This is a genomic window from Falsiroseomonas sp. HW251 (genome assembly GCF_050563545.1).
Classification (GTDB): domain Bacteria; phylum Pseudomonadota; class Alphaproteobacteria; order Acetobacterales; family Acetobacteraceae; genus Falsiroseomonas.
In genome coordinates, this window is the sequence record NZ_JBNXUM010000009.1 from 214,359 (window position 1) to 232,266 (window position 17,908).

Genomic DNA, 17,908 nt, shown 5'->3' on the forward strand with positions numbered 1-17,908 from the left:
CCGACACCGCCCATGACCGACCTCGCCCCGCGCCCGGGCTCGCGCCGGACCGATCTCGACCTGCTGCGGGTCGTCGCCTGCTTCGCGATCATCGTGGCGCATGCGACCCTGATCTTCACGAGTGAGCCGCGCTACCACGTCAAGAGCGCGAGCCCCCACCTCCTCCCCACGGTGATCTACGAGGCGTTCCGGATCGGCACCATCCCGCTGTTCTTCGCGCTGGCGGGCTGGGGTTCCGTGGTCGCGCTGCGCCGGCGCAGCGGCGCGCGGTTCCTGCGCGACCGGGCGGAGCGCATCCTGCTGCCGCTCGTCGCGGGCATCCTGCTGCTCGGCCCGATCATCCGCTTCATCGAGCTGCAGCAGGGCCGCAACATCGGGCTGGGCGGCTGGCGCCTGGTGGACCCGCTGACGACCGGGCTGCTGGAATTCCTGCCGCGCTACTGGGGACGGCTGAACCTGCTGACCTGGTCGCATCTTTGGTTCCTCGCCTACCTCTTCATCATCTCGGTCGTGCTGCTGCCGCTGCTGCAGCACCTGGCGCGCCAGGTCGTCTCGATGCGGATGCCCGGGCGGATGCTCGCCTTCCTGCCGGCGCCGGCGCTGGCCGTCGTCGCCGTCGCGGGCGACGCCTACTGGCCGAACCTGTCGAACCTGGTGCAGGACTGGGGCAGCCTGGTGTTCTACGCGGCCTGCGTGGCGCTCGGCGCCTGGCTCGCGGCCTGGCCCGGCCTGGAGGGGCGGCTGCGCCAGGACGCCCCGCTGTTCCTGGCACTCGCCGCCCTGGGCTTCGCGCTGATGGTCGCCGCGCCGGACAGCGTGACGGGGCGCATCGGCGTCGGGCTCTGCGCCTGGGGCGCGATCGGCGCGTCCTTCGGCTATGCCGGGCGCCACCCGCCCGCGGCGAGCCGCGCGCTGTCCTGGCTCGGCGGGTCCACCATGGCGGTCTATGTGCTGCACCACGTCCCGCTGCTGCTGATCGCTGCGGCGCTGCTGCCGCTCGCGATGCCCGGCGCCGCGGCCTGGGCGATCATCGTGGTCGCGACGACGGCGATCACGCTCGCCGCCTATCGCTGGCTGGTCGAGCCCTTCGCCGCGCCGCGGCTACTGGTCGGGATGCCGCGTAGGAAAGCGTGATGCGCCCCGCGATCGGCATCGATTTCGGCACGACCAACAGCGTCGTCGCCCTGCTGCGCCCCGATGGCAGTGTCGAGACGCTGCGCCACCCCACCGGCGAGGTATTCCGCTCCGTCCTCTGCTTCCTCTCCGGAGCCGGGGGCCGCACGCGGCACTTCGCCGGCCCCGCCGCGATCGAGGCCTATCTCGAGGATCCGCTGGAAAGCCGGCTGATCATGTCGCTGAAGAGCTACCTCGCGCAGCGCAGCTTCACCGAGACGCAGATCGCCGGCCGCGCCTGGCGGCTGGAACAGCTGGTCGCGCTGTTCCTGCGCGAGCTCCTCGCCCCCTTCCGCGCCGAGATCGAGGGCGCACGCATCGTCATCGGCCGCCCCGTCCGCTTCGTCGGCCAGACGCAGGAGGAGGGCCTGGGCGAGCAGCGCCTGCGCGCCGCCTTCGCCGCCGCTGGCATGGAGCAGGTGCAGGTCGCGCTGGAGCCGGCCGGCGCCGGCCATCGCTTCGCCGCGGGGCTGGATGGCGCGGCGACGGTGCTGGTCGCGGATTTCGGCGGCGGCACCAGCGACTTTTCCGTCCTGCGCTTCGATCCCGGCCCGCCGCGGCGCGTCACCGCGCTCGGCCATGCCGGCGTCGGCATCGCCGGCGACGCCTTCGACTACCGCATCATGGACCGCGTGGTCTCGCCCGCGCTCGGCAAGGGCAGCGACTATGCCGTGATGGGCAAGATGCTGCCGGTGCCGATCGGCTGGTATGTCAGCTTCGCGCGCTGGCACCAGCTGTCGCTGATGCGCGCCCCGCGCACGCTGCGCGACATCGCGAGCGTCGCGCGCACCGCGGCGCATCCCGAACGCCTGCACCGGCTGATCCGGCTGATCGAGGACGAGGCGGGCTATGCGCTCTATCGCGCCGTCTCCGCGGCCAAGGCCGAGCTGTCGCGGCAGGCCGCGACGGTGCTGCGCTTCACCCACACCGACTTCGTGCTGGAGGCGCCGATCGCCCGCGCCGAGTTCGAGGACTGGATCGCGCCGGAGCTCGCGCGCATCGCCGGCGCGCTCGACGCCGCGCTGGCCGATGCGGGGCTTGCCGCGGGCCAGGTGGACCGTGTCTTCCTCACCGGCGGCACCTCGCTGGTGCCGGCGGTGCGGCAGCTGTTCGAGGAGCGCTTCGGCTCGGATCGCGTGGCCACGGGCGGGGAGTTCGTGTCGGTCGCCGAAGGGCTGGCGTTGATCGCAGGCGAGGCCGTGTAGCCTGCGCGCGCGGCGCCAGCTTCAAGCCGCTCACCCGTTGGTGATCCCTGGTGCCGGCCCGTCGACGACGTCGCGAACTTGTCACCGGCCGAAACGCCACAAGCTCGCCTCTTCCAGAGTTTTTTCGGCCTGGCCCGCTGATCCGGCAGGAGGAGGAGGCCTCTGGCGATGCGGACCATCCTTGTCGCGCGGCTTGCGGCGCTTGTCCTGGGCGTCCTGCTCGCGCTGGCAGCCGATGCGGCACGCGCGGCCGACTGGACCGGCACCTGGGACACGCGCTGGCGTGGCGGGGGCGCGGTGCTCGACCTGCGGCAGGAGGGCGCGCGCGTCACCGGCGCCTACCCCCTCTACAACGGCCGGATCGAGGCCGAGGTCCGCGGCCGGGAACTCGAGGGCCGCTGGGTCGAGGGAGACCGCTTCGGCCGCTTCCTCTTCGTCCTCTCCGATGACGGGCAGTCCTTCATGGGCCGCTTCGACAGCGGGGAGTGGTGGACCGGCGGCCGCGTCGCCCCTGCCGATGCGCGGCTTCCGGTTGACCAGGCGACGCCGCGGCGCGCGATGCGCACCTTCCTCGCCGCCGCCAACCGCGCCAGGGCCGGCGACGTCGAGGCCTGGGGCGGGGCCGTCGCGGTGCTCGACTTCGCCGAGGCCGCCGCGCCGATGCGGCCGGGCCAGCTCATCGGGGCGGCACAAGCGCTCTCGGACGCGGTCGACCTCGCGACCTTCCGTCTCTGGTCCATACCGGGCCGCTCCGCGGAAGGGGACGAGCTCGCGGTCCATCTCGGCCAGGCGGGCACGGACCAGTCGCTGCCGCTGACGTTCCGCCGCCGCGACGGGCGCTGGTTCATCGTGGCGCCCGAGGCCGGCGTGCTGGCCGAGCGGACCCGCGCCATGCAGGCGGCGCGCGGCGGGACGCCGGCGGCCGATGCGCATCTCGGCCTGCGCAGCCCGCGCGACGTGTTCCTCACCCTCCTCGACCCGCGCGCGCCGGAGGCGGCGCGGCTTGCCGCCTTCGATTTCTCCGGCATCACCGAGCCGGTGCGCGCGCATGAGGGGCGGCTCGCCGCGGAGTATCTGCGCCAGATCCTCGCCCGCATCGGGCCCGTCCTGCCGCAGGAGGTGCCGGACGATCCCGCATCTCCCCGGCCCTATGTGCATTTCGAGCATCCGCTCGGCCGCGTCGTGGTGGCGCGCGACACCGAAGCCGCGGCCGCCGAGGCGCCGGCCCAGTGGCGCGTCGCGCGTGAGACGGTGGAGGCGCTGCGTCCGCTCTACGCCGCCTTCGAGACGATGCCGCCCGACCCCGAGGCCGCCGCCACAGCGCCGCCGCCTTCCGGCTTCTTCGCGCTGCGGCAGTGGATCGGCAGCCATGCGCCGGCGCTGCTCTCGCGGCTCGGGCCGGTGGAGGCGTGGCAGGTCCTTGGAATCGCGCTCGTGCTGCTCGGCGGCTGGCTCGTCGGGTTGCTCGCGGGCTGGCCCTCCGCCGCCATCCTGCGCTGGACCTCGGGCGCGCAGCCCGCGGAGGCGGCGCGGATCCGCTGGCCCGCACGGATCGCGGCGGCGAGCGCGCTCTGGCTCGTCGGCAGCAGCGAGCTCGGCCTGCCGGACGTGGTGCAGACCGCGATGCACCTCCTCTGCACCACGACGCTCGCCCTCGCCGCGGCCTGGGCGGGCTGGCACCTGGTGGACGCCGTCGCGCGCCGCCTGGCTGGCGTCGCGCAGGGCACGCCGAGCCAGCTGGACGAGATCATGGTCTCGCTCGTCGCCGGCGCGGCCAAGCTGCTGCTCGTGGTGGGCGCGCTGCTCTGGGTGGCGACCGCGCTCTCGATCCCGGTGGCCGGCATCATCGCGGGCCTCGGCGTCGGCGGCATCGCCTTCGCCTTCGCCTCGCGCGAGACTCTGCAGAACGTCTTCGGCGCCGGCATCCTGCTCACCGACCGGCCCTTCAGGCGCGGCGACTGGATCGCGGCGGGCGAGGTCAAGGGCACGGTCGAGAAGGTCGGCATCCGCTCCACCCGCATCCGCACGGCCGAGGACAGCCTGGTGATCGTGCCGAACGGCAAGCTGGCCGATGCCACGATCAACAACCTCGGCACGCGGCGGCACCGGCTGGCCGCCGGCAAGCTCGTCATTGGCTGGGGCGCGGGCGCCGAGCAGGTGGACGCGCTGCTGCAGGGCATCGGCGACATCCTCGCCGCGCGGCCCGAGGTGGTGCCGGAGCGGAGCCTGGTCGGCGCGACGGGCATCGGGCTCGAGGGGATCGAGGTCGAGTTCAGCGCCTATCTCGCCGCCTCGAGCGCGGCGGCGGAGCGCGCGGCGAAGCACGCGATCCTGCGCGAGGTGCTGGCGCTGGCCCATCGGCTCGGCCTTGCGGGGCTTGCGGTCGCGGGCAGCGGGCTGGGCGCCCCGGCGGGTGCCGCGCCCGGGGCGGCACCGCGCGTGGCGGCGGCATAACGCGGTCATGCGCCGCCTCTGCACCGCCTGGATGATCGTGGCGTCGCTCGCGGCCTGCCGCGAGGAGCCGGAAGCACCGTCGCGGGCGGCGACGCCCGAGCCGCGCCACGCCGCCGCCCTGGAGGCCGCACATGCCGCGGTGCGCGCGCGCCTGCGCGCCGCGAGCGAGTTGCGCCAGCGCGGCGTGCAGGTCTTCCCGCAGGCGATGAAGCCCGGCGTCGCAGTCTGTGGGCGCGCCGCCCTGCCCGGCGCCGCCGAGGCGTTCCTGCCCTATGTCGCGGTGGTGACCTTCGAGGGCGACGCGCCGCGCGTGAGCGACTTCGCGATCGCCGCCAGCGGGCCAGAAGCGACGCGCGTCTTCCTCCTGCTGTCGGAGCGCTGCTTCGAGGGCGGCGGCCCGCCGAGCCTGCGCGCCGTCGCGGGCGCCTTGCCGCCGTTGCCGGACTGGAACTCGTGGGATGCCGAGAGCGGCGCGACGACGCTGCCGGCCGCGGCGTCCGGCCCGACGATGCTGCCGGCGGCGTCCGGCCCGACGGCGCCGCCATCGCTCGTCGCGCTGCGGCGGATCGTCACGACGTCACGCAGCGGCGCCAACATACGCAGCGCACCGCGTGACGGCGAGGTGCTGCGGGTCGCGCCGCGCTCCACGCCGCTCGAGGTCTATGGCGAGGCGCCGGGGGGCTGGCTCCAGGTGGGGACCGATGGCGTCGCCTGGGGCTGGATGCACAACTCGCTGCTTGATGCGGCGCCGCGCTGAGGCGCGGCGACGGCGTCCAGCCCCCTGGACAACGAAAGCGTGACCGCCCGGCGGGCTGCGCGGGCGATCAGGGGCCGCTCACCCCTTCGGCTTTCCACCGTTGGCCGCGATATCTCGGCGTCTTGATGACCAGTGGTTGATTCGCCCGCGTCTTTGTTTGTTGGGATGTCCCCTTTGCGATGTAGCCTCCAGAGCTGATTGGCGGGCGCGGGATCCGAGCCGCCCGAGGCGGTCGGAGGCGTGCGTGAACCTTTCGCTCAGGCTGGTGGTGCTGTGCGTGGCTGCCGTGCTGCCCGCCGCGTCCATCCAGGTCGCGAGCGAACTCGGGTTGCGTCGCCAGCGCACCGCGGAAGTGAACGCCGAGGCGACGCGCGCGGCGATGCACGCCGCCTCCGAGATCGATCGCATCATCGCGGGAACACGACAGCTCCTCGGCGCCGTTGCCTTCGCGCCCTCGGTCGTCGCGCGAGAGGACGAGCGCTGCGCCGTCTACATCGCCGATCTGGAGCGGCAATTCACGGAATACGCCAGGCTGGTCGTGGCTGATCGGCAGGGCCGGCTGTTCTGCGTTTCCGCCGAGGTGCCGCCGGGGTTTGGCCTGGCGGACCTGCCCTATTTCCAGGAGGCCGTCCGGTCCGGCCGCTTCGCCGTCGGCGACTACGCGGTGGGACGGCTCACCGGGCGGCCAGTGCTGCCGCTGGCCGTGCCGATCCACGGCGCGGATGGAGAGGTGGACCGGGTTGCCATCGCTGCGCTCGATCTCCGCTGGCTGTCGGCGCATCTCGAGGAACGCGGGCTGCCGCCCGGGGGCTCCGTCACCGTGGCGGACCGCAGCGGCACGATAGTCGCGAGAGCCCCGCTGCCGGATCGCTTCGTCGGCACGCGCATCCCCGACGAGTTCCTCCCCCTCGTGCACGCGTCGCAACCAGGCTCGCTTCCACTCGTCAGCCAGGATGGCACGCGGCGCGTGCTGGGCTTCGTGCCGGTCGGACCCTCCTTGGGCCTCTACGTCAGTGCCGGCCTGTCCTTCGAGGAGAACTTCGCGATCGTGGACCGCGCCACCTGGAGCGGCTTCCTGCTGATCGGGATCGGCCTGCTCTCGGCGATGCTGGCGGCGCTGCTGGTGGGCAGACTCTACATAGCGCCCCCGATCAGGCGGCTGCTCGCTGCGATGGACCAGTGGCGCCAAGGGAAGACCGAAGCGCGCGTCGGCTCCATCGCAGCGAGCTCGGAGCTGACGCGGCTTTCCGAGGGCTTCGACGCGATGGCCGACGCGCTCGAGGCACGCACCCGGGCGCTTCAGGCCAGCGAGGAGCGCCTCCGCCTGGCGCAGGAGGCGGGCGGCATAGGCACCTTCGAGGTGGATATCGGCAAAGGGCAGTCCTTCGTGAATGAAGGCCTGCTGGCGCTGCACGGCCTGCCGCCCGACGCGGCGGCCGACTTCAGCTACGAACGCTGGTTGTCACTCGTGCATCCCGACGACCAGGACCGCGTGGACAAGGAGACCAGGGCGGAGCTCTGGATTGCCGACGGCTATCGCAACGAGTACCGCATCATCCGGGCGAACAACGCGGCGGTGCGCTGGATCCAGGTGCGAAGCCGCCGCCAGCCGGCCGCCGGGGGGCAAGGCGCACGTGTTCTCGGGGTCAACATCGACGTGACCGAACGGCGCGAGGCCGAGGAAGCGCTTCGCGCGAGCGAGGAGCGCCTGCGGCTTGCGACCGAGGCCGCCGGCCTCGGCGTCTGGGAGATCGACATCGGCAACGGGCACGTGCGGTGGTCGCCCGAGCTGTTCGTGCTGTTCGGCCTGGACGCCCACGCCGATGGACCGATGACGCCGGAGCTGACGCTGGAGGTGGTCCATCCCGACGACCGCGAACTCCTCAGCAAGGCCTGGGCGGCAGCGCTGGAGAGCGGGAACTTCGCGGCCGAGTTCCGCGGGATGCGGCGCCGCGCCGACGGCAGCACCGAGGAGCGCTGGCTGCTGAGCCGCGGCCGCGTGCTCGACGGCCAGGCGGGCAAGGTCATGATCGGCGTGAGCCTCGACATCACGGAGCGCCGGCGTGCCGAGGAACGGCTCGTGCTCCTGGCCCGCGAGGTGGACCACCGGGCGAAGAACGCGCTCGCGGTCGTGCAGTCCGCGCTTCGCCTCACCCCGCGGCAGGACGTGGAAGCCTATGCGGGTGCCGTCGAGGGCCGTGTGTCGGCGCTCGCGCGCGCGCAGACATTGCTCGCCGCGGATCGCTGGACAGGCGCGGAGCTGCGCTCCTTGCTGGAGGGCGAGCTCGCACCTTTCCTGGGCGGAAGCCAGCGGGTGGATCTGGCTGGACCGAGCGTGGTGCTGCCGCCCGGTGCGACGCAGGCTATCGCCATGACGGTGCACGAGCTCGCCACGAATGCCGTCAAGCACGGCGCGCTTTCCGTGCCCGACGGGCGTGTCTCGGTGTCCTGGTCCGTGGCGGGCGAGGTGTTGCGGCTGCATTGGGCCGAAGCCGGCGGGCCGAGGCTGGACGGCCCGCCGATGCGGCAGGGCTTCGGCTCGCGCGTGCTCGACAGCACGGTGCGTGGTCAGCTCGGCGGTGCCGTGTCGCGATCCTGGTCCGACACGGGGCTCGTCTGCGATCTCGAAATCCCGCTCAGGCGGCTGCTTACCCTCGCCGTCTCCGAATAAACCGTGCGTGCCGCCGCAAGCGGGAGGCCCGGGTTGGCTTCCCGCCCATCAGCGTCGTTCCAGCGTCGCCCCGCTGCAGCCGATCCCTCCCCTCACTCCCACTCGATCGTCCCCGGCGGCTTGCTCGTGATGTCGTAGGTCACGCGGTTGATGCCGCGCACCTCGTTGACGATGCGGTTCGCCACCCGCGTCAGGAACGCCATGTCGAAGGGATAGACATCCGCCGTCATCCCGTCGGTGCTCGTCACCGCGCGCAGCGCACAGGCCTGGTCGTAGGTGCGGCCGTCGCCCATCACGCCGACGGTCCGCACGGGCAGCAGCACCGCGAAGGCCTGCCAGATCGCGTCGTAGAGGCCGGCGGTGCGGATCTCTTCCAGATAGATGCTGTCCACCTTGCGCAGCAGGTCGGCCTTCTCCCGCGTGACCTCGCCGGGGATGCGGATCGCCAGGCCCGGGCCGGGGAAGGGATGGCGGCCGACGATCGCCTCGGGGATCGCAAGCTCGCGGCCCAGCGCGCGGACCTCGTCCTTGAAGAGCTCGCGCAGCGGCTCGACCAGCTTCATGCGCATGCCCGCGGGCAGGCCGCCGACATTGTGGTGCGACTTGATCGTGACGGACGGGCCGCCGGTCGCTGACACGCTCTCGATGACGTCGGGATAGAGCGTGCCCTGCGCCAGGAAATCGGCGCCGCCGATCCTGTTCTGCTCCTCCTCGAAGACCTCGATGAAGAGCCGGCCGATGATCTTGCGCTTCTGCTCGGGGTCGGTGACGCCGCTGAGCTGGCCGAGGAAGAGGTCGCTCGCGTCGCGATGCACGAGCCGGATGTTGAAGCGGTCGCGGAAGGTCGAGACGACCTGCTCGGACTCGTTCGCCCGCATCAGCCCGTGGTCCACGTAGATGCAGGTGAGCTGATCGCCGATCGCCTCATGGATCAGCACCGCGGCGACCGAGCTGTCCACGCCGCCGGACAGCCCGCAGACCACGCGGCCGCTGCCGACCTGGGCGCGGATCTTCGCCACCATCTCGGCGCGGAAGGCGCCCATGGTCCAGTCGCCGGTGCAGCCGCAGACCAGGTGCGTGAAGTTCTTCAGCAGCTGCGCGCCATGCGGGGTGTGCACGACCTCCGGATGGAACATCGTGCCGTAGTAGTGGCGCGCATCGTCGGCGATCAGCGCGAAGGGCGCGCCCTCGCTGCTGGCCACCACGCGGAAGCCGGGGGGCAGTTCGGTGATGCGGTCGCCATGGCTCATCCAGACCTGCTCGCGCGCGCCCCTGGCCCAGACGCCCTGGGTGATCGCGCAGTCGCCGGTGACGTCGATGAAGGCGCGGCCGAATTCGCGGGCATGCCCACCCTCCACCGTGCCGCCGAGCTGCTGTGCGAGCGTCTGCTGCCCGTAGCAGATGCCGAGGATCGGCAGCCCGGAGGCGAAGGCGTAGTCCGGCGCGCGCGGGCTCTCGCCCTCGGTCACGGAAGCCGGCCCGCCGGAGAGGATGATGCCCTTCGGCGCGAAGGCGCGGATGCGGTCCTCGGGGGCGGCGTTGTAGGGCCAGATCTCGCAATAGACGCCGGTCTCGCGCAGGCGGCGCGCGATGAGCTGCGTCACCTGGCTGCCGAAATCGAGGATGAGGATGCGCTCGTGGCGCGAGCTCGTGGGGGCGGCGGAGTCGGCGGGGGGCGTCATGGCGGGCTATGACCACAGCGGCGGGGCGTCGGCAAGCGGGAAGGCGCTTCGCGCTGGACTCGCGGCCGCGCCTCGCGCTAGATTAGGAATGTGGTCCGCGTCGGGCCAACCGCTCTTTGAACCCGTCAATCCGCCCGGAATTCGCTGACCGTCCGCTCAGGCAACGGCAGGACCGGCCCGCGCCGACCGCGTGCCGCGTTTTAGGGCTAAAAGCTTAAAATCCTAAAAGGCTAAAGTGCGCCCCTACCCCTCCCTCGCCGGCGCGGTCGCGCTCAGCAGGGTGTCGATGGGGTCCCACAGCATCGCGGTCTGGCGCACCGGCCGCCCCGCGACCAGCACGCTGTCCGTCATCACCGCGCGCCCGCCGATATGCCTGTAGAAGTACCGCGCGGGGTTCTCCGCCAGCACCCAGGCATGGGCCGAGCCGCAGCCGACCGCACGCAGATGCGCCGCCATCGCCCGCATCAGCCGCCGCCCCACCCCGCGTTCCTGGAAATCGTCCAGCACATAGAGCGTCTCGACCTCGCCGGCGCCGAGCCCGTGCCGCCGCGCCCGCCCACCCGAGGCGAAGCCGACGATCTGCGCTTCCGCCCCTCCGCCGAGCGGATGGTCCGCCCCCGACGCGGTCGCGACGAAGACCGCGTGCCCGTCGCGCCGGTCGAGGATCGCGCGGTGGTAGAAATGGCCGAGCTGCACCTCCGACAGTTGCGCGAGGTAGTCCTCGTTGAGGATGCCGGCATAGGCCGCCCGCCACGCCGCGACATGCACGGCGGCGATGCCAGGCGAGTCGTCGGGACGCGCGCGGCGGACGGCGATCACGGCCGGCGCTCCATCACCGCGACGAAGAAGCCGTCGGTGCCGTGCCGCGCCGGCGAGAGCGCGAGCATCGGCGCAGGGTCGGGCGCGTCCACCTCCGGGCGCAGCCCGGCCCAGAGGCCCGGCACGGGACAAACGACGAAATCGGCATGCCGCTCGAGGAAGCGCGCGACCTGCATCTCGTCCTCCTCCGGAAGGAGCGAGCAGGTAGCGTAGACCAGCCTGCCGCCCGGACGCACCAACTCAGATGCGTCCTCCAGGATTTCCGCCTGCTTGGCCGAAAGCTCCGCAAGATCCTGCGCGCCGGTGCGCATGCGCGCATCGGGATTGCGCCGCCAGGTGCCGCTGCCCGTGCAGGGCGCGTCCACCAGCACGCGGTCGAAGCTCCTGCCGCGGCGCTTGCGCCACTTGTCCCCGGGCTGCAGGAGATGGCGCTCGGCATTGTCCACGCCGGCGCGCCGCAGCCGCTTGCCCGCCCCTTCCAGCCTAGGCGCGGAGACGTCGCAGGCCACGATGTGACCGCGATTGCCCATCGCCGCGGCCATCGCCAGCGTCTTGCCCGCCGCCCCCGCGCAGTAGTCGGCGACCCGCATCCCCGGCCGGGCATCGGCCAGCAGCGCGATGAGCTGGCTGCCCTCGTCCTGCACCTCGACCAGGCCGCCGCGGAAGGCGTCCGTCGCGGAGACCGGCTTGCGGTCCTCGACCCGCAGCCCCCAGGGCGACAGCGGCGTCGGCTGCGCCGCGATCCCCTCGGCCGCGAGCGCCTGGCGCGCCTCGTCGCGGCTGGTGCGCAGCAGGTTCGCGCGAAGGTCGAGCGGCGCCGCACCTTCCATCGCCGCCGTCTCCTCGGCCAGGCGGTCGCCGAAGCGCTCCTTCAGCCCGGGCAGCGCCCAATCCGGCAGGTTGAGCCGGATGCCTTCCGGCATCGCCTCGTCCAGGAGCCTGGCAGCGGCGAGGCGCCTGACCAGCTCGATCTCCGCCCGGTCCAGCGCCGCGGGCGCGAAGCGGTCGCCGGTGTAGTGGCCCGCCAGCTTCTGCGGCGTCCAGCGCTCCACCAGCACGAGATGCGCGATCAGCAGCAGCCGGGCGGAGGGCTGCACGCCGAGCCTCGCAAGGTGCCAGTCGAGCCTGAGCTTCTGCCGGATCGCGCCCCAGGCGAGCTCCGAGACCGCGCGCCGGTCGCCGCCCCCGATGTAGCGGCGCGCGCGGAAGAAGTCGTTGGCGATGGCGTCGGCGGGACGCCGCGCTTCCTCGGCCACCGCGGCCAGCAGGTCGGCCGCGGCCTGGATCCGCCCGGAGGGCGTCACGCGCGCGCCATCGCGGGCACGTCACGGCGCGACAGAGGCTCGACGGGGGAGGCAGCCGCGCGCCCGGCGGTGGCTGGCATCGAAGGCGTTGTTCCTTCCTCGGATACCCATGCTTGCGCCGACCGCGCCGGCCGGCAAGCCCGCATTGCGTGATGCGGCGCAGCACATCGCGCCGGTTCCATAAGGGGCCGGAACAGGTCTAGGCTTCGGCCCAACGCCCCCTGGAGGGCGAATGGAGGAAGGCCGATGTCACCTGCACGCGCCCGCGCGGCCGGGCTGGTGCTGATGGCGCTCGTAATCGGCGGCGGCGCCGCCGCGCAGACCCGACCCGGCGTCGTCGCGCTGGAAGCCGCGCCGGTCGGCGCGGCCTATCTCCCTGATGGCTTCCTCGGCACCTGCTGCCAGGGCGTGGACGGGCTCGCTGCGCAGGTGAACGAATTGCTGCGGGGCTCGGACTCCACGCTGCGGCTGCGCCTGGTGCCGGCAGTGATCAACGGTCAGCGCCTGGACTGGTACGACCCGATGGCGTTCCTGACGCCGCATGCCGCCCAGCCCATCGCCCTGGCGCGCCGCCCCTTCGACATCGCGGTGCTGGACGAATGCCTGGCCTGCGCGGAACCGACGCGCCAGCTGCGCCGCCAGGCCGAGGCCGCGCGCCGGTCCGGCGCCGAGCCCGTGATCCTGATGCCCTGGGCCGCCTCGGAGGACGCCACGGCGCGCATCGCGGAAGCCGTGACGCGCGGCGCGAATGCGGTGCGCGCCTATGTCGTGCCGGCCGGCCTCGCCTTCGCCCGCGCCCGTGCGCAGCGGCCGGCGACCGAGCTCCTGGCCGAGGATGGCCGCACGCCGACCCAGGCCGGCGGCTACCTCGCCGCGGCGATCGTCTATGTCGCTCTTTACGGCCGCTCGCCCGAGGGCAATGCCTGGCATGGCGGCCTGGACGAGGAGACCGCGGGCTTCCTGCAGCGCGTGGCCTGGGAGACGGCCTGGGACTACTACGCCGCCAGCGCGCCCCCGCCGGGGAGTTAGCCCCTACCCGTCCATCCGGTAGTTCGGCGCCTCGCGCGTGACGGCGACGTCGTGGACATGGCTCTCGCGCAGGCCGGCATTGGTGATGCGGCGGAAGCGCGCATTGCTCTGCATGTCGGCGATCGTCGCGCTGCCGGTGTAGCCCATCGCCGCGCGCAGCCCGCCCACCATCTGGTGGAGCACCGCGCCGACCGGGCCCTTGTAGCCGACGCGGCCCTCGACACCCTCCGGCACCAGCTTCAGCTTGTCGGAGACCTCGGCCTGGAAATAGCGGTCGGCGGAACCGCGCGCCATCGCACCCAGGCTCCCCATGCCGCGATACGACTTGTAGCTGCGGCCCTGGTAGAGGAAGACCTCGCCCGGCGCCTCGTCCGTGCCGGCGAAGACGCTGCCCATCATCACGCAGTCGGCCCCGGCGGCGATCGCCTTGGCGATGTCGCCGGAGGAGCGCACGCCGCCATCGGCGATGGTCGGCACGCCGCGCTCGCGCGCCGCGGCCGCGCTTTCCATCACCGCCGTCAGCTGCGGCACGCCGACGCCGGCGACGATGCGCGTTGTGCAGATCGAGCCCGGGCCGATGCCGACCTTCACGGCGTCCGCGCCGGCCTCGATCAGCGCCAGCGCGCCTTCCGGCGTCGCGACGTTGCCGGCGACGACCTGCACGGAGTTCGACAGGCGCTTGATGCGCTCGATCGCCCTGAGCACGCCGCCGGAATGGCCATGCGCGGTGTCCACCACGACGACGTCGACCTCGGCCTCCACCAGCAGGGTGGCGCGGCGCAGCCCGTCCTCGCCGACGCCCGTTGCCGCCGCGACGCGCAGACGCCCCATCGCGTCCTTGACCGCGTTCGGGTTGGCCTGCGCCTTCTCCATGTCCTTGACGGTGATCAGCCCGACGCAGCGGAAGGCGTCGTCCACCACCAGCAGCTTCTCGATGCGGTGCTTGTGCAGCAGCGCCCGCGCCTCGGACGGCGAGACATCGCCGTCGGCGGTGACCAGGTTCTCCCGCGTCATGAGCTCGTAGACGCGGGTGTTGGGGTCGGAGGCGAAGCGCACGTCGCGGTTGGTGATGATGCCGACCAGGCGGCCGGTGTCGCGCTCCACCACGGGGATGCCGCTGATGCGCTGGGTTTCCTGCAGGGCGCGCACATCGGCCAGCGTCTGGTCGGGATGGATGGTGAGCGGGTTCACCACCATGCCCGATTCGAACTTCTTCACGCGGCGCACCTGGGCCGCCTGGTCCTCTGGCGAGAGGTTCTTGTGGATCACGCCGATCCCCCCTGCCTGGGCCATGGCGATGGCCATCGGCGCCTCGGTCACCGTGTCCATCGCGGCGGCGACGAGAGGGATGTTCAGCGCGATCTCGCGCGTCAGGCGGGTGCGGGTGTCGGTGTCCGCGGGCAGCACGGTGGAATAGGCCGGCACCAGCAGCACGTCGTCGAAGGCGAAGGCCTCCTCGAACCGGCCGCCCATCCGGTTCGGGTCTCCGGCGCCCGCATCCTGCGGACGCTCCGCCCTCCGCTCGTCGAACGGTGCGCGGGATGCAGCGGGGCTGTCGGGGGGAGCCATGGTGGAACCTCTCGGGGAAGGCGACCTTGGCGGCCCTCCCTACACCGTATGCCGGTCCGGGGTCCAGCGCGCAGGGACGGGGCACGGATGCGCCCCGGGAATAACGGGTTCGTGGCCGGCGGTGGCGAACAGAAGCGGGGCCCGGGCGTTCGGCAAGCTCCCCTCAACATTCCGGAGCCCACCCCAAGCCATGGCCAGCGGCCTCGACCTTCGATTGAACAGCCTTTCCGGCCTCGAGGACGATCTGCGCACGGCGCTCGGCACCGGCAGCGGCGCGCTCTCGTCGATGTTCGACACCTCCGGCGTCGGCGACGTCTTCGGCGGCACGGTGTTCCGCGACATCTGGGACCGCAGCGGGCTGTCCGCGCTCTCCGGCCCGGTGGACATCCGCAACCTGAACGACCTCGGCAACCTCGCGGGCCGCCTGCCCGGCGGGCTCGGCCAGCCCGACTCCACCGGCGAGGTGCCCACCGGCTTCTCCGATATCCCGCGCCACGAGATCGCGACCATGGCGACCCTCGCCGCCGCGCCGCGCATCGCGGATGCACTCGGACCGACCGCGCAGACCGTGCTGGTCGGCGGCGAGACCTTCACCATCCTCGGCCGCTACGACGATCCCGTGACGGGCTTCTCCGCCCTCCGGCTCGATCATCCCAACCCGAACGGGCCCGACATCTTCGTCATCGACGGGCTCGAGGTCGGCTCACGCCCCGACGAGGTCACGGCGGCGACGCTTGGACGGCTCCAGGTGGAATCGTCGTCGTTCAACCAGATGGTGGCCGACGCCGTCGCATCGGCCTGGGCCGGCGGGGCGGGGGTGGAGTTCGTCGGGCCGAGCCTCGGCGGCGCTATCGCCGAAGTGGCGGCGCATGAGGCGGCGCAGGGACTTCTGGCCCGTGGCGGCATCTTCCCCAACGGTGCGGTGCGCCTCGTCACGGTGGACGGCCTGGGCGGGCGCGACGCCGCCGAGACGATCAACGGCGGCAAGCGCGATGCCGCGGCGCTGCAGATCATCGACGCGGTCAACATCCGCACCGATGGCGACATCGTCTCGCGCATCGGCAGCCATATCGGCGCGACGGTGACGCTGCCGGCGCTGGATGCGCAGGGGCATGTCGTGCAGCTCGACCCCGCGGATGCGCATGTGAACGTGGTGTCGCTGCTGCAGAACCTGTCGAGCGACCAGCTCTATGCCGCGGGGGTGCGCGGCGCGCCGGCGGAGATCAGCGGCTTCGCCGCCGCGTCGAACGCGGCGTCCGACCAGGTAATCCAGGCCTGGCTGGCGTCGGGCGAGAGCGACACGACGCAGCGCGAACTGCAGATCCCGGGCACGGCCGCCTTCGATCCGACGGGCACGGTCTGGGTGCTGGATGCAGACGACAACGGCACGACGGATATCGCGGTGACCCTGAGCGCGCCGGTGGATCCGGGGCGGGCGGATCTGGTGCTGGGGTGAGGTAGCGAGAGCCCCCTCCCCCGCAAGGCGGGGAAGGGGGAAGCGCGGTGGGGGGCTAGGTCAGAGCTTCTCGACCTGCCCGTATTCGAGTTCGACGGGGGTCGAGCGGCCAAAGATGGAGACGCTGACCTTCACGCGGCCGCGTTCCTCGTCCACCTCCTCCACCGTGCCGTTGAAGCTGGTGAAGGGGCCGTCGGCGACGCGGACCTGCTCGCCGACCTCGAAGACGATGGCGGGACGCTTCGGCTTGTCCGCCTGGTCCGTCATCTGCTTCAGCATGCGCTGCGCCTCGGATTCCCGGATCGGGGTCGGGCGGTTCTTCTCGCCGAGGAAACCGGTCACCTTCGGCGTGTTCTTGACGAGGTGCCAGGCGTCGTCCGTCATCTCCATCTTCACGAGCACATAGCCCGGGAAGAACTTCCGCTCCTGGTTCGTCTTCTGGCCGCGGCGGACCTCGACGACCTCCTCGGCGGGAACGAGGATCTCCTCGAACTTGTCGGCCAGTCCCTTCTGGGCGGCCTGCTCTCTCAGTTGCTGCGAGATTTTCTTCTCGAAGCCCGAGTAGACGTGGACCACGTACCACTTCTTGTCGGCCATGACGGGCTAGACCCCCAGTCCGAAGAGCAGGCGCATGACGCCGGCGATGATCCAGTCGACAACCATGAAGAACAGCGCGGCGAGGGCGGACAGCCCCAGCACGAGACCCGTGGTCACCAGGGTCTCCTTGCGGGTGGGCCAGGTGACGCGGGCCACCTCCTGCCGCACGTCGCGGATGAACCCCGCGGGATCGAACTTGGCCAAGACGGCCCCTTTCACCGACGCCAGACGATGCAACGATGCCGGGCGCCGGGCCGCGACATTCGCGCGGCCGCATGGCAGGGGCGGAGGGTCTCGAACCCCCAACCTCCGGTTTTGGAGACCGGCGCTCTAGCCAATTGAGCTACGCCCCTAGCGCTGCGCCAGGCTCCTGTCTTGCGGACAGTCTCCGGGCGTGGCGCGCATGGGCCGCGCGAGGGGCGGTGCATAGCGGAGGGACCGGCGGGTGACAAGCCGCGAGGGGAAGCGAGCAACTGGAGGACATGCGCAGCCCGGCGGCCGAGGGCGCGAACTCACCGGATCAGCGCCTGGGGTCCCGGATGACCACGGTGCCCGCCATCTTGTCGTGCCAGCCCTGCCGGCGCGCATCCCAGATGATCCAGAGATAGCCGAGCCCGAGCGGCAGGGCTGAGACGAGATAGCCGACATAGCGCAGCACCAGCCGCCCGATCGTCGGCGTGCCGCCGGTCTCGGCGTCCACGATCTTCAGTCCAAGCACCAGCTTGCCCGGCGTCCCCTGCCGTTCCGCCCAGAACAGCAGCACGATCAGCGCGCCGATCAGGTTGAGCATGAGTTCGCCAAGGTCGGAGATCTCGCCCCCGTTGACCAACGCGCCGATCACGCTGAGCAGGGCCGAGAGCGGCAGCAGCCAGAGCAGGTCGAGGATCTGCGCCAGCAGCCGCGGCCAGAAGCCGGCATAACGCACCGCGTCCTGTTGTCCGCCGAAGGACATCCCGATCCTCTCGCCCATCCGGTTCCGCAAAGGCCACAGCCCTGTGGCTACTGTCCAGCACGGCCATGAAAAAAGGGCGGAGGCTCGCGCCCCCGCCCTCGCATATCCGTCGAAGCGGACGGGCCCTACTTCACTATCTTCGCGACGACGCCAGCGCCGACGGTGCGGCCGCCCTCGCGGATGGCGAAGCGCAGGCCCTCGTCCATGGCGATCGGCGCGATCAGCTCGACGTCCATCGTC

General features: G+C 72.1%; 15 protein-coding genes and 1 tRNA gene. 7 read left to right on the forward strand and 9 right to left on the reverse strand.

The genetic code is table 11. The features are described 5' to 3' along the window. The first annotated feature begins 12 nt into the window (after positions 1 to 12). The 5 genes from ACLF3M_RS13405 (at position 13) to ACLF3M_RS13425 (ending at position 8,260) form a co-directional block, all read left to right on the forward strand. Positions 13 to 1,134 (forward strand): acyltransferase family protein, encoded by a 1,122-nt coding sequence (locus ACLF3M_RS13405; RefSeq protein WP_430657436.1) that lies wholly within the window; start codon positions 13 to 15, stop codon positions 1,132 to 1,134. Then, the gene (locus tag ACLF3M_RS13410) at positions 1,134 to 2,378 is read left to right on the forward strand and encodes an Hsp70 family protein (protein WP_430657437.1); all 1,245 of its coding nucleotides are present in this window, start codon (positions 1,134 to 1,136) and stop codon (positions 2,376 to 2,378) included. The genes ACLF3M_RS13405 and ACLF3M_RS13410 overlap by 1 nt, the downstream gene beginning before the upstream one ends. Before the next feature lie 168 nt (positions 2,379 to 2,546). Continuing rightward, positions 2,547 to 4,832, forward strand: coding sequence for a mechanosensitive ion channel family protein (locus tag ACLF3M_RS13415; protein ID WP_430657438.1), 2,286 nt, complete (start codon positions 2,547 to 2,549; stop codon positions 4,830 to 4,832). A gap of 7 nt (positions 4,833 to 4,839) precedes the next feature. Then, a complete protein-coding gene (locus tag ACLF3M_RS13420) occupies positions 4,840 to 5,589 on the forward strand; it encodes an SH3 domain-containing protein (protein WP_430657439.1) in 750 nt (249 codons plus the stop codon). Between the two features lie 244 nt (positions 5,590 to 5,833). Then, positions 5,834 to 8,260: an HWE histidine kinase domain-containing protein gene (locus tag ACLF3M_RS13425; protein WP_430657440.1), complete on the forward strand. Its 2,427-nt coding sequence runs from the start codon at positions 5,834 to 5,836 to the stop codon at positions 8,258 to 8,260. Between the two features lie 92 nt (positions 8,261 to 8,352). Here ACLF3M_RS13425 and guaA read toward each other — a convergent pair whose 3' ends face one another. The 3 genes from guaA to ACLF3M_RS13440 all read right to left on the reverse strand — a co-directional run bounded on the left by guaA (position 8,353) and on the right by ACLF3M_RS13440 (position 12,065). After that, positions 8,353 to 9,942 (reverse strand): glutamine-hydrolyzing GMP synthase, encoded by a 1,590-nt coding sequence (gene guaA, locus ACLF3M_RS13430; RefSeq protein ID WP_430657441.1) that lies wholly within the window; start codon positions 9,940 to 9,942, stop codon positions 8,353 to 8,355. A gap of 243 nt (positions 9,943 to 10,185) precedes the next feature. Beyond that, the gene (locus ACLF3M_RS13435) at positions 10,186 to 10,761 is read right to left on the reverse strand and encodes an N-acetyltransferase family protein (RefSeq protein ID WP_430657442.1); all 576 of its coding nucleotides are present in this window, start codon (positions 10,759 to 10,761) and stop codon (positions 10,186 to 10,188) included. Continuing rightward, positions 10,758 to 12,065: an RsmB/NOP family class I SAM-dependent RNA methyltransferase gene (locus tag ACLF3M_RS13440; protein ID WP_430657443.1), complete on the reverse strand. Its 1,308-nt coding sequence runs from the start codon at positions 12,063 to 12,065 to the stop codon at positions 10,758 to 10,760. The genes ACLF3M_RS13435 and ACLF3M_RS13440 overlap by 4 nt, the downstream gene beginning before the upstream one ends. A 246-nt stretch (positions 12,066 to 12,311) precedes the next feature. Between ACLF3M_RS13440 and ACLF3M_RS13445 the strand changes: the two genes are divergently transcribed. Further along, a complete protein-coding gene (locus ACLF3M_RS13445; RefSeq protein WP_430657444.1) occupies positions 12,312 to 13,094 on the forward strand; it encodes a hypothetical protein in 783 nt (260 codons plus the stop codon). Between the two features lie 3 nt (positions 13,095 to 13,097). Here ACLF3M_RS13445 and guaB read toward each other — a convergent pair whose 3' ends face one another. Further along, on the reverse strand, positions 13,098 to 14,567 hold the full coding sequence (gene guaB, locus ACLF3M_RS13450) for an IMP dehydrogenase (RefSeq protein WP_430657445.1): 1,470 nt from the start codon (positions 14,565 to 14,567) through the stop codon (positions 13,098 to 13,100). Between the two features lie 286 nt (positions 14,568 to 14,853). Here guaB and ACLF3M_RS13455 point away from each other — a divergent pair, with 286 nt between their 5' ends. Then, positions 14,854 to 16,119, forward strand: coding sequence for a hypothetical protein (locus tag ACLF3M_RS13455; RefSeq protein ID WP_430657446.1), 1,266 nt, complete (start codon positions 14,854 to 14,856; stop codon positions 16,117 to 16,119). Between the two features lie 60 nt (positions 16,120 to 16,179). Here the strand turns inward: ACLF3M_RS13455 and nusG are convergent, their stop codons facing one another. The 5 genes from nusG to ACLF3M_RS13480 form a co-directional block, all read right to left on the reverse strand. After that, the gene (nusG, locus tag ACLF3M_RS13460; RefSeq protein WP_430657447.1) at positions 16,180 to 16,716 is read right to left on the reverse strand and encodes a transcription termination/antitermination protein NusG; all 537 of its coding nucleotides are present in this window, start codon (positions 16,714 to 16,716) and stop codon (positions 16,180 to 16,182) included. Positions 16,717 to 16,722: 6 nt separating this feature from the next. After that, positions 16,723 to 16,920, reverse strand: coding sequence for a preprotein translocase subunit SecE (gene secE, locus ACLF3M_RS13465; protein WP_430657448.1), 198 nt, complete (start codon positions 16,918 to 16,920; stop codon positions 16,723 to 16,725). A 72-nt stretch (positions 16,921 to 16,992) separates the two neighbouring features. Further along, positions 16,993 to 17,069: transfer RNA gene (locus ACLF3M_RS13470), tRNA-Trp, on the reverse strand. Between the two features lie 167 nt (positions 17,070 to 17,236). Further along, positions 17,237 to 17,686 (reverse strand): RDD family protein, encoded by a 450-nt coding sequence (locus tag ACLF3M_RS13475; protein ID WP_430657449.1) that lies wholly within the window; start codon positions 17,684 to 17,686, stop codon positions 17,237 to 17,239. Between the two features lie 107 nt (positions 17,687 to 17,793). Then, a partial coding sequence (locus ACLF3M_RS13480; protein WP_430657453.1) for a hypothetical protein occupies positions 17,794 to 17,908 on the reverse strand: 115 nt, incomplete at its 5' end.